Consider the following 15,005-nt stretch of genomic DNA (forward strand, 5'->3'; position numbering starts at 1 on the left):
ATATCCTAAGCCTTTTATTTTAACTAAAATTTATTTTTAAAAATCTTGATTAACATCCCAGGATTCTAAAATTTCTTTTAAGGTTTTAATAAACATTCCGCCCAAAGCTCCGTTTACAACCCTGTGGTCATAAGAATGAGAAACAATCATCTTTTGACGGATTCCAATAAAATCTCCTTCAGGAGTTTCAACTACTGCTGGTTTTTTAACTATTGCTCCTAATGCTAAAATGGCTACTTGAGGCTGGTTAATAATAGGTGTTCCTGTAATACTTCCAAAACTACCAACATTTGTTACGGTATACGTACCTCCTTGAATATCGTCTGGTTTTAGTTTATTACCACGGGCTCTAACCGCTAAATCATTTACTTGTTTAGTCATGCCAACTAAACTTAATTGATCAGCGTTTTTTATTACTGGTACAATTAAATTTCCGTCAGGTAAAGCTGCCGCCATTCCTAAATTTACATTCCCTCTTTTAACAATTTTATCGCCATCAACAGCAATATTAATCATTGGATGTTTTTTAATTGTTTGCGCAACTGCTTGCATAAAGATTGGTGTAAAAGTTAACTTTTCTCCCTCTCTTTTCTGATATGCATTTTTAACTTTATTTCGCCAAGTAACGATATTAGTTACATCAATTTCAATAAACGATTGCACGTGTGCAGATGTTTGTACAGAATCGACCATATGTTTGGCTATCAATTTACCCATACGTGTCATTTCAATAACCTCATCCTGTCCACTTAATGTTACTGGAGCTGCTTGAACTTTTGGTTTTTCTGTTTTTACAACTGAAGTTTCAACTTTAGGTTGATTCCCTCTAGTTTCTAAATAAGTTAAAATATCTGATTTAGTAACTCTTCCTTCTTTCCCTGTACCTTTTATATTTTCTAACTCGGCAAAAGAAATCCCTTCTGTTTTTGCTATATTTTTTACCAAAGGTGAATAAAAACGATCACTCGATGAAGTATCTATACCTGCTGAAACAACTTCTTTTGCTTCTTCAATTGTTTTTTCAACTTCAACAACTGCTGCTTTTATTTCTTCTTTTTTAGGTGTTTCATTTACGACAACATCCCCTCCTTCAGTTTCTATAATTGCTATGGTTTGTCCTACCTGAACAACAGTATCTTTTTCAAATAATATCTCAACTAAAGTACCTTCTACTTCACTTGGCACTTCGCTATCTACTTTATCTGTAGCTACTTCAACAACTGTATCATCAATATCAATAGTTTCTCCGATTTCTTTAACCCAAGAAGTTATCGTTGCTTCTGCAACACTTTCGCCCATTTTAGGCAATTTTAGTTCAAATCTAGCCATTGTATCTTTTTTTAATCTTCCGCGAAATTACTAAAAAACATGCATTTTTCAATATATTTAACCTTAAAATATTTATAAAAAAACACTTATATTTTATATTATTCACAACAAAAGTAGTTTTTTTTAAAATTTTTAATTATTTTAAAAGAATAGATCCTTGTTAAATTATTGATTCATCAATTAAAAATTAATTTTATTAACATATTAAATCACTTTAATTAAACAAAAATTATTCACTAAAACAGTTACTCTTTTCTTATTCAATTTCTTTATTTTTACTTTACAATCTATTTTTAATAATTATTTATATTTGTCTACTTCAATTAAACAACTAAATTTTTTATATACTTGGCGCCCCTACCAAGATAAAATACTATTAAACTTTTCAAGACACATAGAAGATAATCATTTTCATATTGTTGCACCTCCCGGTTCTGGAAAAACTATTTTAGGTATTGAAATTTTAAAAAGAATAGGAAAAAAAACATTGGTCCTTGCACCAACTTTAACTATCAGAAATCAATGGGAAAATAGATTGCAAACATTTTTCACTAAAAATAGCGATTTTAAAAACTTTTCTTTTGATATAAAAAAACCTGCTGACATTACCTTTTCTACTTATCAAGGGTTACACGCTTTTTACAAAACATTTGAATGTAAAGATGATTATTTTTCATTTTTTACTAAAAATAATATTGATGTTATTTTGTTAGATGAAGCGCATCATTTAAAAAAAGAATGGTGGAAATGCTTGTATCAATTAAAAGAGCAACATTTACAAACTGTGATTGCACTTACTGCTACACCACCTTATGATAGTGAAAGTACTGAGATTCAAAAATACTTTGATTTATGTGGTAAAGTTGATGATGAAATTTTTGTTCCCGATTTGGTGAAAGAAAAAAACCTTTGTCCACATCAAGATATCGTTTACTTTTCTAAACCCGAAAACAAAGAAATCAATACAATTGTCAATTTTAGGCTAAAGGTTTCTGATTTTATTACCAATCTATTAAATGATCAGGAATTTATCGACTTTATAAAACAACATCGATTTTATAAAAATACTGAAGAAAACTTAACTGATATTTATAAATTTTCTACTTTTTTTTCGGCAATACTTATTTTTTTAAATGAAGCCAAAACACTTATTTCTAAAGAAAAATTAACCTTATTAGGCTTTGAAAAAGATGAAATAGTTGAGTTTCCAAAAATAACACATGCGTGGATTGAAATACTCTTACAACATATTCTTGTTATTGATAGAGCGCAGTTAATTAATCATGAAAATTACCTTTATCTTTTAGAAAAAAAACTGAGAAAATTATCCATCTTCAGTAATAATAGAGTTAATTTAATTGGAAGTACTTTTTTATATAAATCACTTAGTAATAGTACAAGTAAATTAAAAAGTATTGTTGCTATAGTACAGCAAGAACAAGTTAATTTAAAAGATACTTTACGTTGTGTTGTACTTGCCGATTATATAAGAAAAGAATACCTTGATGTTACTTCAAATAATATACAAACCATCAAAAAAATGGGCGTTGTTCCTATTTTTCATCATCTAAAAAAAACAATTGATGCTGAAGAATACTTAGCTGTATTGTCTGGTAGTTTAGTTATTATACATTGTAATTGTATTGCAAAATTAGATTTAATTGATTCGATAACAAACTACACGCAAATCCCTTTAAAATCAGATGCTGAATATATAATATTGCAATCTAAATCATCTTCAAACAGCGGTTTAGTTAAAACTATTACTCAATTATTTCAATTAGGACATATTAAAATTTTAATTGGCACAAAATCGTTATTAGGTGAGGGATGGGATGCACCAGCTATTAATAGTTTAATTTTAGCTTCAGTAGTAGGTTCATTTGTTAGTTCTAACCAAATGCGAGGCAGAGCTATTAGAATTGATACCAAAGCTCTTAACAAAACAGCACTTATTTGGCATTTAGCTTGCATTGATACTTCTGATATTTATGGAGGTAAAGATTTAGCTGTTTTAAAAAAACGTTTTGATGCTTTTATAGGAATAAATAACAGTGAAAAAAATATTATTTCTAACGGAATTGAACGTTTAGCATTACCAAATACAATTTTTGAAGAAGATATCAATACTTTAAATAAAACAGCTTTATCAATTTCAAAAGATAGGTTGCAAATAAGTAATAAGTGGAAAAATGCCGTTCGTTATAATAAAGACGTTGCGCAAGAATTAAAAATATATCATCAAAAAGACAATGTTTTTTTAAAACAAAAAACAGCTTATTTTAAAGACTTTGTTAAATTTTCAATTTTAGAAGTTTTAATTAGTCTTACATTGTTTTTTCCGCAATTCATTATTAAAAACATCAACATAGTATTATCTAAAGGGATTTATTATTTTATATATTCTTTGTTAACTACTTTAGGATTAACCTTTGGTTTTAAAATATATAAAACCTTAAAAATGTATTTTCAATATGGTCTTATTCATAAAAAAATCGATAAAATAGCACAGGTGGTTTTAAGCTCATTATATGAAATAAACGAAATAACTACTCTTAAAAGTGAAATTAACATCAAAATAAAATCATTACCTATGGGTGATGTTAGTTGTGTAATTACTGGTGCTAGCAAATATGAAAGTAACTTATTTATAAACACACTTGATGAAATATTACAACCTATTGATAACCCTAAATATTTAATTATAAAAACCAATTGGTTTCGTAACAAATTAAAAACACAAAATTTTTATCCAGTTCCTACTATTTTTAGTGCTCGTAAAAAACAAGCCTTAGTGTATCAAAAACATTGGAATAAAAACCTTGGTAAATCGCTACTTATTTACACTAGGAATACTCGTGGTAGAAAATTTCTTTTACGTGCTAAATTATTTCATGTTCGTAATATTCAAAATGAAATGACCAAAAAAAACATCATTTGGAAATAATTTAAGCAAATTACATCCAATTTTTAGGTTGCTTTAAAACCTCTAGTAACTTAAATTCTTCTGACCCTTCTTTTGGCTCTTGATTATAAACCCATTGAACAACCGGAGGCAAACTCATTAAAATACTTTCTATACGACCGTTGGTTTTTAAGCCAAATAAGGTACCTCTATCATGTACCAAATTAAACTCAACGTAACGACCTCTTCGTACCTCTTGCCAGTCTTTATGCTCTTTTTTATATGTTAGATCTTTTCTTTTTTCTACAATTGGCACATAAGAGTTTAAAAAACTATTACCTACTTCTGTTACAAAATCATACCTATCTTGCATTGAAAAATTCGAGGTTTCTTTTAAATAATCAAAAAACAAACCTCCAATACCTCTAGCTTCATTTCTGTGAGCATTCCAAAAATAATTATCACAGGTTTCTTTAAACTTTGGATAAAAATCAGCATTATGTTTATCACAAGCTGTTTTACATACCGTATGAAAATGCGTTGCATCTTCATTAAACAAATAATAAGGAGTTAAATCTTGACCTCCGCCAAACCATTGAGTAACAATATTACCATTACCATCATACATTTCAAAATAACGCCAGTTTGCGTGCACTGTGGGTACAAACGGGTTTTTAGGATGCAATACTAAACTTAATCCGCAGGCAAAAAAATCGCCACTTTCAACACCAAATTGTTTACGTAACGCTTCTGGTAATTCGCCAAATACTTTTGATATATTGACACCTCCTTTTTCAAAAATAGCACCATTTTCAATCACACGAGTTCTTCCACCACCACCTTCGGCACGTTTCCAATTATCTTCTTTAAACTTTGCAATACCGTCAATCTCCTCTAACTTTTTTGTTATAGTGTCTTGTAATTGCTGAATGTAGTTATAAAACTGATCTTTCATTTGTTTAGTTCTTGTTAGGCAAAAATACTTATTCTATATGTTTTTTTGCTCTATATTCTTAATAGTTTCGGTAGTGGCTGCTGTTACCGATAAAGGTAAAACTAGCACAACTCCTATTATGGGTACTAACAAAAACAGCATAAATATAATTCCGTTTCCAATAGCTAAACCTTTATTGTTTTTTACAAAATTAATACTTTGTTTATATTTAAAGTGACGCTCTAATGTATAATCCATATTACTAAAACCCGCATAATATGCTTGCATTACAAATAATAAAATTGTTGAAAAGAAACCTATAACAGGTATTATACTTATTAATAAAATAGGAATTGTAAAAAAAAGCTCTCTAAACAAATTCCTTACATTTATTCTAACTCCTCTTATTAATTGTTCTTTAAAAGTTGTTTTTTGATGATACTCTTTTTTCCCTATTAAAAATTCTTCAATTTTTTCTGAAACAGGACTCATAAAAGGAGCTGATAAAGCCATTATAATATGCTTATATAAAAGTAAACCAATCGCGATTATTAATAACCCAATAAAAAATGTACTAATTACACTAAAGGTTTGTTTTCCTTGCTCCCATTTCCAAAAACTCGCAAGGTAGTTACCGATATTATCTGATAACGAAAACGACAAAACCCCTATTAAAACAGCTGTCAATACACTTATTATCATTGGAATAATAAAGTATTTCCATAATTTAAGTTTTGTTATTAATTGAAATGCTCCGAAATAAGCTCGTATTGATTTTAGTATGTCTTTTATCATTTTTATCAAGTAAAAAACCTCTTTCTAATTAGAAAGAGGTTTAATATATAAATATTTAAAATTACTGAATAACTGGTTTGATAAACTTATCTAACTCTTCTTCATTAATTTTATTTACCTCATCCCATCCCATACTTTTTGTTGGCGATAAGGCACCTCTTTTAAAGTTTAAAATTCTTTTATTTTCGGTTATTAAATATGTTGATGGATAATCTAACTTATGAATAAAGCCAGAAGTTCTTATTGTTGATCTATTTTTTGTTTGTTCTTTAGAGGCTACTAAAAATATTCTTTTATCTAATTTCTTTGCCATCCTTTTGGCACCCTTTTCAGTATCCCAAAACAACATAATAAACTTTACTTTACCGTCATATTTTTCAACCATTTTATTTAATGCTGGTATTTCTCCCCAACAAGGTGCACACCATGTTGCTGCAGCTAATAAAACAATAGGAATATCTATAGCATCTGTACTTATTGTTTCGCCATCTATAGATGTAAAATCGTAATTAGAAATATGCTTATCTTTTATACAATTATATACAATATCATCTAACATAGCAGCATCATTACTAGCTACAGATATGCAATCATCAACAATATCTTTGTAATATATTTTCTTTTGTGAAAAACTTTGTATAGTTAAGGTTAAAGTTAATAAAAGGAGTAATTTTCTCATTTTTAATATTTTATGGGGGTTCAGCTTTATACTTTATACTCTTTTACCGCATCTATAAATGCTTTTGCATTTTCGAGCGGAATATTAGGTAAAATTCCGTGCCCTAAGTTAACAATATATTTATCTTTACCAAACTCATTTATCATTTGGTTTACCATTTTTTTAATTTCAGCAGGTGGAGACAACAACCTAGAAGGATCAAAATTACCTTGTAAAGTAATGTTCCCTCCTGTTAAATAACGAGCGTTTCTTGCCGAGCACGTCCAATCTACTCCCAATGCTGATGCGCCTGACTTGGCCATTGTATCTAAAGCGAACCAACATCCTTTACCGAAAGCAATTACTGGAGCCTCATCTTTTAATGCGTCAATGATTTGTTGGATATACTGCCATGAAAATTCTTGATAATCGGTTGGAGATAACATTCCTCCCCATGAATCAAAAACTTGAACAGCATTTACACCTGCTTTAACTTTTACTTTTAAATAAGCAATTGTGGTATCTGTTATCTTCTGAAGCAATTGGTGTGCCAAAACTGGTTTTGTGAAACAAAATTCTTTTGCTTTGTCAAAATTTTTAGATCCTTGCCCTTGTACTACATAACATAAAATTGTCCATGGAGATCCTGCAAAACCTATTAAAGGCACCTCATCATTTAGTTTTTCTTTGGTTGCTTTTATGGCTTCCATTACATAACCTAATTCTTCATTAACATCAGGTACTATTACTGTATCTAATCCTTTTTGGTCTCTAATTGGGTTTGGTAAATAAGGTCCAAAGTCTGGTTTCATTTGTACCTCAATATTCATAGCTTGCGGAATTACCAGAATATCAGAAAATAAAATAGCTGCATCCATACCATATCTTCTAATAGGTTGTACGGTAATTTCTGATGCTAACTCTGGAGTTCTACAACGCGTAAAAAAATCATACTTTTTTCTGATTTCAATAAATTCTGGCAAATATCTTCCTGCTTGACGCATCATCCACACTGGTGGACGCTCAACAGTTTCTCCTTTTAATGCTCTTAAAAATAAGTCGTTTTTTATCATGCTATTTGTTTACAAAGATTATTTCTTTGTTTGTTTTATTTATTTTAACAATATGAATTGGTTGGGTAAGCGACATAGTAACCATGTCTGTTGGTTTTGGTCCTTTTGATAAAACCGTTACCTGTAACTTATCATTATTTTGTATTTTATTTAAAATTTCTACTGAAAATCCGCCTGTTGTTTTTTTAGCATCAATAGCTACTAAAATAGTATTTTTTGAAAAATCAACTGAATTTTTAAACTCTGTAGAAATTGTATTTGTATCATCTATTATAGTTAAAAATTCTTTCCATTTATCAACAGAATTAATCACCAAATTTTCTTTAATAAATCCTTCTGAACCATCACCAGCTAAACTCCCTTTATACAAAGAAGTAATTTCACCTTTTTCTTGGTTACTAGGACAAGAACTTATTAAAATACTAAAAAAAAGGGTGAAAAATAATTTCATATATGTTTGTTTTACATTTTAGATACTGCTTCCATTCCTTTATCAATTGCCTTAGCAATTTTTTGTAGGTCTTTTTCAGTTAATGCTGATGATAAAAACCATGCTTCAAACTGAGATGGCGGTAAGAAAACTCCGTTATGCATCATTTCCCAAAAGAAAGTTGCAAACTTTTTAGTATCGGATGTTTGTGCTTGCTGAAAATTAGTTACTGTAACATTTGTAAAAAATGGATTGATCATTGATCCAAATCTATTTACTGTAATTTCAACGCCATATTTTTTAGATGATTCTAATAAAAACACTTCAATAATTTGAGCAATTTCATTGAACTTTTCATAAGGATTTTGCTTTTTCAACTCTGTTAAAGTTGCTATTCCTCCTGCCATTGCTATCGGGTTACCACTTAAGGTTCCTGCTTGATACATTCCTCCTAACGGAGCTACCATTTCCATAATTTCATTACGAGCACCGTAAGCTCCTACGGGAAAACCTCCTCCTACAACTTTACCTAAACAAGTAATATCTGCTTCTACTCCCAATAACTCTTGTGCTCCTCCAAATTTAGAACGGAAACCTGTCATTACCTCATCTATAATTAACAATGCTCCTTTAGACTCTAAATATGTTTTTAATTCTTTTAAGAAATCATTTTGCGGAATTACCACCCCCATATTACCAGCAATTGGTTCTAAAATAACTCCTGCAATATCATCATGTTCTTCAAAATGTGCTTTTACACTTTCTAAATCGTTATAATTTGCAATTAATGTATTCTTTACTGCACCTTCTGGTACACCTTTACTTCCAGGTAAGCTTAAAGTTGCTAATCCTGAACCTGCTGCTACTAATAATGCATCCTGATGTCCGTGATAACAACCAGCAAATTTTATAATTTTATCTTTACCTGTATAAGCTCTAGCAAGTCTAATTCCACTTAAAACAGCTTCTGTACCTGAGTTTACAAAACGAACTTTATCCATTCCCGGAAAAGCTTCACAAACTATTTTTGCTAATTTAATTTCGTTTTCAGTTGAAGCTCCAAAAGAATATCCATTTTTTAATGCTTTGGTAATTGCTTTTTGTACTTTTTTATGACGGTGTCCTAAAATCATTGGTCCGTAAGACAATACTAAATCTACATAAGTATTATTATCTACATCGGTAATCTTACTACCTTTTGCTTTTTTTATAAATAATGGATTACCGCCTACCGAAGAAAACGCCCTTACAGGAGAATTTACAGCTCCTACAAGATTAACCAATCCTTTTTTATATAATTTTTTTGATTTTTTGAATTCCATATTTCTATATGCTTTCTGTCATTGCGAATGTAATGAAGCAATCTGCATATTAATAATAAGATTACTTCGTCATTCTTCCTCGCAATGACGTTATTTATTTAATAATACTTTAGCTGCTTCTTTAGCAAAATAGGTAATAATAATATTAGCTCCTGCTCTTTTCATTGATAATAATGTTTCCATCATTACTCTTTCTCCATCAATCCAACCTTTTTCGGCTGCTGCTTTTACCATTGCATATTCACCACTTACATTATAACATGCAATTGGCCTGTCAAAATTATTTTTTAAATCTCTAATAATATCTAAATACGATAAAGCTGGTTTTACTATTAAAACATCAGCTCCTTCTTGATCATCAAAAGTTGCTCTTCTTATGGCTTCATCTCTATTAGCTGCATCCATTTGATAGGTTCTTCTATCTCCAAAGCTTGGAGTAGAATCTACCGCTTCTCTAAACGGCCCGTAATATGACGATGCATATTTTACCGAATATGCCATGATTGGTAAATCTACAAAACCAGTATTATCTAACGATTCTCTAAGCATAGCTACTATACCATCCATCATACCAGAGGGTGCTAACATATCTGCGCCTGCTTTGGCATGAGAAACTGCTTGTTTTGCTAAATTTACAATAGTTGCATCATTATCTACATCGTTATTATGAATAACTCCACAATGCCCGTGACTTGTATATTCACAAAAACAAACATCAGTAATAACATACAAACTTGGATAGTTTTTTTTGATAAATCGGATTGCTTGTTGCATAATTCCGTTATCATTCCAAGTTTCTGTTCCTATTTCATCTTTTGTTGAAGGAACGCCAAAAAGCATTACTGCCGGAATATTTAACGCTACTATTTCTTCTAATTCTTCAGCAATTGAATCTAAGGAATATCTGAAAATCCCTGGCATGGAAGCAATTTCAGTTTTTATATTTTCTCCTTCTTCAATAAATAAAGGATACACGAAATCGTCAACAGATAATTTGGTTTCTCTTACCAATCTGCGAACTCCTTCTGTTTTTCTAAGTCTTCTTGTTCTAAACATAATTATAACTTGTGATACTAAATTAAATTCAGCGTTACATTATTCTTTTACAAAATGTAAGTTTACTAATTCTATAACGCTTTCTACCGTTGGTAAATTAGCCACTTTTACATTTTTAAAGTGTTTACGTGCTTCTTTAGCGGTACTTTCACCAATACAAAAAGCTACTTTATCTGTAGTATTTTTTTCTAAATAACTTTCAACTGTAGATGGACTGTAAAACAAGACTCCATTTACTGTATCAGCTACTTTAGATGGACTATACATTGTTTTGTAGGCTTCAACTTCGTTAACTTTAATACCGTTGACTTTTAAAACATTTGGTAAAGTATCTAATCGTAAGTCGCTACAAAAATAAGTTACTTCTTTTCCTTTAATTTCTTTTGATAGATATGCAGCCAACTTTTCTGCATTTCTTTCAGACTTAACAACGCTTCCTATTTTTTGTTCGATTAACTTTTTAGTTCTACGACCAACACAATATATATTTTTGAATTTTAATTCATCCGCTGTAAAAGAATTTGCTATTGCTTCTACTCCATTTTTACTGGTAATAATAACATTTTCAATTTCTTTTTTTATTACCTTAGGTGCAATTCTATTAAAACGTACTTTAATAAAATCACTATCTTCAACTCCTATTGAGCTTGGTAATAGTTTCTTTTGAATTTCTGATAGTTTTTTAGTTGAGTAAATAGAAAAATCTTTTTCAATTACTTCATCTTCTGCCATTAATTCTTTTCCGCCTCTATTAATTACATAATCAGCACAATCTTTTGCTAAATAACGGTGGCGCCCCATTTTAGCATTTTTAGTAACTGATATTTTCTTTTTACCGTCTTTACTTAACAATAAACCTTTAAAGTTTATCTCTTCGGTTTTAGGGTCAACGTAAGCTAAAGCTCCTATTGGCGCAGTACACCCTCCTTCTAAAAGGTTTAAAAATTCACGCTCAATACCTACACAAACTTGTGTTTCGTAGTGATTTAATTGCTCACAAGCATCTTTAGAAAAGTTATCATCAGCCAAAGCTGTAATCATAATTGCTCCTTGTGCTGGTGCCGGAATCATCCATGGTAAGTTAATTGCTCCTGCTGGTCGTTTACCTATTCGTTCTAATCCTGCGGCTGCAAAAACAGCACCGTTCCATTCGTTATCTTCTAACTTTTGCAAACGTGTATTTACGTTTCCTCTTAAATCAACAACTTTGTGTGTTGGATAACGATTTAACCATTGTGCACGTCTACGTAAACTACCGGTAGCGATAACTCCGTTTGGTTGCCCAAAAAATTCTTCGTTATCTTTTAACACTAAAATATCGTTGTAATTTGCTCGTTTTAAAACGGCTGCTTGTATAATTCCTTCTGGTAAAACTGTAGGAACATCTTTTAAAGAATGTACTGCGATATCAATATCTCCATTTAACATGGCGATATCTAAATTTTTGGTAAATATTCCTGTTATTCCTAATTCATACAAAGGTTTGTCTAAAACAAGGTCTCCTGTAGATTTTATCGGAACTATTTCGCACTCATACTCTAACTCTTCTAATTCTTTACGAACTTTGTTTGCTTGCCACATAGCCAATTGGCTATCACGTGTACCTATTCTAATTGTCTTCTGCATGGATAGTTTCTAAATTTGCGCCAAACACTTTTGCCATTACTTCAATACTATTGTTTACTGATGTTTCTTCGGCTTTTAAGTGTTTTACAAACTGTGTAGTTATTTTTTGAATGAATCTTGATGTGATTACTTCTGCTTGAGATTCATCAAAATCTTTTATTTTTTTCTTATGAAAGGCTATTTCGTGTTGTTGAATTGTTTGTAACGATTCTTTTAACGCTGTAATAGCTGGGGTAAATTTCCTATGATTTAACCACTCATTAAACTCTTCTTTATGTGTTTCAATGATACTTTCGGCTGTTGGAATTTCTTGTTGGCGAATAGCCAATGTTTCATCAGTAATTTTTGATAACTCATCAACATTTACTAAAGTAACATTTTTTAAATCTGCTACTTCTTTTGAAACGTTTGCCGGCATTGATAAATCTAAAATTAAAAGCTCTCTATTTGTTAAAATATGTTCTCTTTTAATTGTTGCTTCTGATGCTCCTGTTGAAACAATTAAAACATCGGCATTAGCAATTTCTTTATTTAAATTTTCAAATTTTGCTTTTGATATTGAAGGATGCTCTTTAACAAAAACGGTGGTTTTTTCTTCTGTTCTATTAATTAAACTTACCGTTTTGTTTTGTGTATATTCTGCTAAATTTTTACAGGTATGTTTTCCCATTTTACCTAAACCAAAAACTAATATGTTTTTAGAATTATAATCTGGTAAGTTTTTAATAATATACTGTACTGCAGCATATGAAACTGAAGTGGTTCCTGAGCTTAACCTTGTTTCGTTTTTTACACGCTTGCTTGCCTGCATTACATGGTTTAACAAACGCTCAAAATAAGCATTGGTGGTACCTAACTCTTTTGCTAATTTAAATGCTTGGCGTAACTGACCAACAATTTCATAATCGCCTAAAATTTGACTATCTAAACCTGTTCCCATTCTAAACAAATGGTTAATAGCTTCTTTATTTTTATAGACATTTGAAACTTCGGCAAATTCTTCAACAGCTCCGTTTGAATATTTACAAAGCAAACTAATTAATTGAAATGGATGTTCAGCAAAACCTGTAATTTCAGTTCTATTACAAGTAGACAACACAAAAATACCATCTGCTCCATTTTTTTTTGCTTCTTCTAAAAGTTTTACTTGGTTTTCTTTAGAAATACTAAACTTTCCTCTTATAGTTGCATCTGCTTTTTTATAGCTAACCCCTATATTATATAAATTCTTACTATGTTTATCTGCTACCATTAAGTCTTCATCAATAAAGTCGGTCAAAAATAAAAAGATTAAATAAATAAAAATGTCGCTTAAAGAACTTTTAATGTCGCTATCTGTTTTTTATAAAAAAAAGACCTCTAAAACACAGATAAAGTGTATTTTTGCAGTAAAATCAACTACAAAAGATATTTCAATTTAGAACTATTCTAAATAAAATATTTTTAATTACATTTTGATATATGTCAAAAAACATCGCAGAAAGTACATTTAGAGAAATACTATTAGAAAAAGGTTTTTTTGTTTTGAAATTTCAAAACAACACTACTAAAACTGAGCTTTTTAAAAAAGACATAGATAACTCATATATTCAGCTACATTATTGCGTAAAAGGAAATTGTAAATTTCATTTTAACAATAACGCATACACATTTAATGTACTAGATAAACATTCAATATTTTTATACAACCCTCAGCAAAATCTTCCTATTAACTTAGAAATACTTCCTAAAACATCATTGGTTTCAATAATTATTTCTATCGAAAAATTTCATTCTCTTTTTTCAAAAGAAGCAAGTTATATTCCTTTTTTAAGTGATGATAATAAAAATAAAAAATATTACGACAATACTCCCATCAACTCAAACTCATTAATGGTTTTACAACAAATATTAACTGCTAAAAACCATAGTTCGATGAGAGATTTGTACATAAAAGGAAAAACGTACGAATTATTAAGTTTACATTTTGATACTGGCGAAAATACCGACAGTGAATACTGCCCATTTTTAGTAGATGATAGAGAAGTGCTAAAAATAAGACAAGCGAAGGATATTATTATTTCAAAAATGAGTGAACCTCCAACCTTACAAGAATTAGCAAATGAAGTTGGCTTAAATTTAAAAAAATTAAAAGAAGGTTTTAAACAAATATATGGCGATACTGTTTACAGTTTTTTGTTTGATTATAAAATGGAACATGCTCGTAAACTTTTAGAAAGTAATCAATTTAACGTAAACGAAGTTGGCTTACAAGTTGGCTACAGCACGTCTAGTCATTTTATTGCAGCCTTTAAAAAGAAATTTGGCACCACACCAAAACAATACGTAATATCTTTACAAGCCAACTAAAAAACTATGAAGCAACTTACTCATTACGATATAGAAAATAAGCAACAACAATTCCCTATAACAATTGTTTGTGATGCTATTCGTACTCCTGAAAATATTGGTATGTGTTTTCGTATTTCAGAAAGTTTTGGTGTAAATAAAATATTTTTACACGAAAGTTCTCCATCTATTGAAAATAGAAATGTAAAACGTACCGCTCGAAACACAGATACTCAAGTTAAACATGAAATATATACTGATTTCAATTTACTAATTAATAAATTAAAAGAAGAAGGGAATACTATTATAGGTATTGAAATTGCTGATGAAAGTATAAGAATTCAAGATTTTGATTTTACTTCAAAAGAAAAAATAGTTTTACTTTTGGGTAGTGAAAGAAATGGTATTGAAAACATAAACCTAGTAGACGCTACTGTTGCTATACCTATGTACGGCCGTAACTCATCAATGAATGTAATACATAGTTTAAGTATTGCTTTATATGAAACAACAAATCAATTAAATAAAAAATAATACTATAAACATTGT

13 protein-coding genes are annotated in these 15,005 nt (G+C 29.9%); 3 read left to right on the forward strand and 10 right to left on the reverse strand.

The features are described 5' to 3' along the window. Window positions 1–36: 36 nt before the first annotated feature. Entirely contained in the window at window positions 37–1,329 is a 1,293-nt protein-coding gene (locus Q4586_RS10365) for a dihydrolipoamide acetyltransferase family protein (RefSeq protein ID WP_303528849.1), read from the reverse strand. A gap of 310 nt (window positions 1,330–1,639) precedes the next feature. Here Q4586_RS10365 and Q4586_RS10370 point away from each other — a divergent pair, with 310 nt between their 5' ends. After that, complete coding sequence (locus Q4586_RS10370; RefSeq protein ID WP_303528851.1) at window positions 1,640–4,276, forward strand: DEAD/DEAH box helicase family protein; 2,637 nt, start codon at window positions 1,640–1,642, stop codon at window positions 4,274–4,276. Window positions 4,277–4,286: 10 nt separating this feature from the next. Here Q4586_RS10370 and hemF read toward each other — a convergent pair whose 3' ends face one another. The 9 genes from hemF to hemA form a co-directional block, all read right to left on the reverse strand. Further along, the gene (hemF, locus tag Q4586_RS10375) at window positions 4,287–5,189 is read right to left on the reverse strand and encodes an oxygen-dependent coproporphyrinogen oxidase (RefSeq protein ID WP_303528853.1); all 903 of its coding nucleotides are present in this window, start codon (window positions 5,187–5,189) and stop codon (window positions 4,287–4,289) included. Between the two features lie 33 nt (window positions 5,190–5,222). Continuing rightward, window positions 5,223–5,963: an EI24 domain-containing protein gene (locus Q4586_RS10380; protein WP_303528855.1), complete on the reverse strand. Its 741-nt coding sequence runs from the start codon at window positions 5,961–5,963 to the stop codon at window positions 5,223–5,225. A gap of 61 nt (window positions 5,964–6,024) precedes the next feature. After that, a complete protein-coding gene (locus tag Q4586_RS10385; RefSeq protein WP_068704981.1) occupies window positions 6,025–6,642 on the reverse strand; it encodes a TlpA family protein disulfide reductase in 618 nt (205 codons plus the stop codon). A 26-nt stretch (window positions 6,643–6,668) separates the two neighbouring features. Then, window positions 6,669–7,694, reverse strand: coding sequence for a uroporphyrinogen decarboxylase (gene hemE, locus Q4586_RS10390; RefSeq protein ID WP_068704979.1), 1,026 nt, complete (start codon window positions 7,692–7,694; stop codon window positions 6,669–6,671). 1 nt (window position 7,695) lies between these two features. After that, entirely contained in the window at window positions 7,696–8,145 is a 450-nt protein-coding gene (locus Q4586_RS10395) for a protease complex subunit PrcB family protein (RefSeq protein WP_068704976.1), read from the reverse strand. 11 nt (window positions 8,146–8,156) lie between these two features. Further along, a complete protein-coding gene (gene hemL, locus Q4586_RS10400; protein ID WP_068704974.1) occupies window positions 8,157–9,446 on the reverse strand; it encodes a glutamate-1-semialdehyde 2,1-aminomutase in 1,290 nt (429 codons plus the stop codon). A 90-nt stretch (window positions 9,447–9,536) separates the two neighbouring features. Then, window positions 9,537–10,502, reverse strand: a complete 966-nt coding sequence (gene hemB / locus Q4586_RS10405) for a porphobilinogen synthase (RefSeq protein WP_303528859.1) — start codon at window positions 10,500–10,502, stop codon at window positions 9,537–9,539. 39 nt (window positions 10,503–10,541) lie between these two features. Next, window positions 10,542–12,128 (reverse strand): hydroxymethylbilane synthase, encoded by a 1,587-nt coding sequence (gene hemC / locus Q4586_RS10410; protein WP_068704970.1) that lies wholly within the window; start codon window positions 12,126–12,128, stop codon window positions 10,542–10,544. Next, entirely contained in the window at window positions 12,112–13,380 is a 1,269-nt protein-coding gene (hemA, locus tag Q4586_RS10415; RefSeq protein ID WP_068705442.1) for a glutamyl-tRNA reductase, read from the reverse strand. The genes hemC and hemA overlap by 17 nt, the downstream gene beginning before the upstream one ends. A gap of 209 nt (window positions 13,381–13,589) precedes the next feature. Between hemA and Q4586_RS10420 the strand changes: the two genes are divergently transcribed. Both Q4586_RS10420 and Q4586_RS10425 read left to right on the forward strand, forming a co-directional pair. Continuing rightward, window positions 13,590–14,477: a helix-turn-helix transcriptional regulator gene (locus tag Q4586_RS10420; protein ID WP_303528861.1), complete on the forward strand. Its 888-nt coding sequence runs from the start codon at window positions 13,590–13,592 to the stop codon at window positions 14,475–14,477. Window positions 14,478–14,483: 6 nt separating this feature from the next. Further along, window positions 14,484–14,990, forward strand: a complete 507-nt coding sequence (locus tag Q4586_RS10425; RefSeq protein ID WP_068704966.1) for a TrmH family RNA methyltransferase — start codon at window positions 14,484–14,486, stop codon at window positions 14,988–14,990. Window positions 14,991–15,005: the final 15 nt, after the last annotated feature.

The organism is Tenacibaculum soleae (assembly GCF_030549005.1).
Classification (GTDB): domain Bacteria; phylum Bacteroidota; class Bacteroidia; order Flavobacteriales; family Flavobacteriaceae; genus Polaribacter; species Polaribacter soleae.

Bases quoted from the DNA above. Each gene is read 5' to 3' on its own strand.
- Q4586_RS10385 (WP_068704981.1), bottom strand. From the start codon at position 6,642: ATGAGAAAATTACTCCTTTTATTAACTTTAACCTTAACTATACAAAGT.
- hemB (WP_303528859.1), bottom strand. From the start codon at position 10,502: ATGTTTAGAACAAGAAGACTTAGAAAAACAGAAGGAGTTCGCAGATTG.
- Q4586_RS10380 (WP_303528855.1), bottom strand. From the start codon at position 5,963: ATGATAAAAGACATACTAAAATCAATACGAGCTTATTTCGGAGCATTT.
- hemA (WP_068705442.1), bottom strand. From the start codon at position 13,380: ATGGTAGCAGATAAACATAGTAAGAATTTATATAATATAGGGGTTAGC.
- hemL (WP_068704974.1), bottom strand. From the start codon at position 9,446: ATGGAATTCAAAAAATCAAAAAAATTATATAAAAAAGGATTGGTTAAT.
- hemF (WP_303528853.1), bottom strand. From the start codon at position 5,189: ATGAAAGATCAGTTTTATAACTACATTCAGCAATTACAAGACACTATA.
- Q4586_RS10395 (WP_068704976.1), bottom strand. From the start codon at position 8,145: ATGAAATTATTTTTCACCCTTTTTTTTAGTATTTTAATAAGTTCTTGT.
- Q4586_RS10425 (WP_068704966.1), top strand. From the start codon at position 14,484: ATGAAGCAACTTACTCATTACGATATAGAAAATAAGCAACAACAATTC.
- hemE (WP_068704979.1), bottom strand. From the start codon at position 7,694: ATGATAAAAAACGACTTATTTTTAAGAGCATTAAAAGGAGAAACTGTT.
- Q4586_RS10420 (WP_303528861.1), top strand. From the start codon at position 13,590: ATGTCAAAAAACATCGCAGAAAGTACATTTAGAGAAATACTATTAGAA.
- Q4586_RS10365 (WP_303528849.1), bottom strand. From the start codon at position 1,329: ATGGCTAGATTTGAACTAAAATTGCCTAAAATGGGCGAAAGTGTTGCA.
- hemC (WP_068704970.1), bottom strand. From the start codon at position 12,128: ATGCAGAAGACAATTAGAATAGGTACACGTGATAGCCAATTGGCTATG.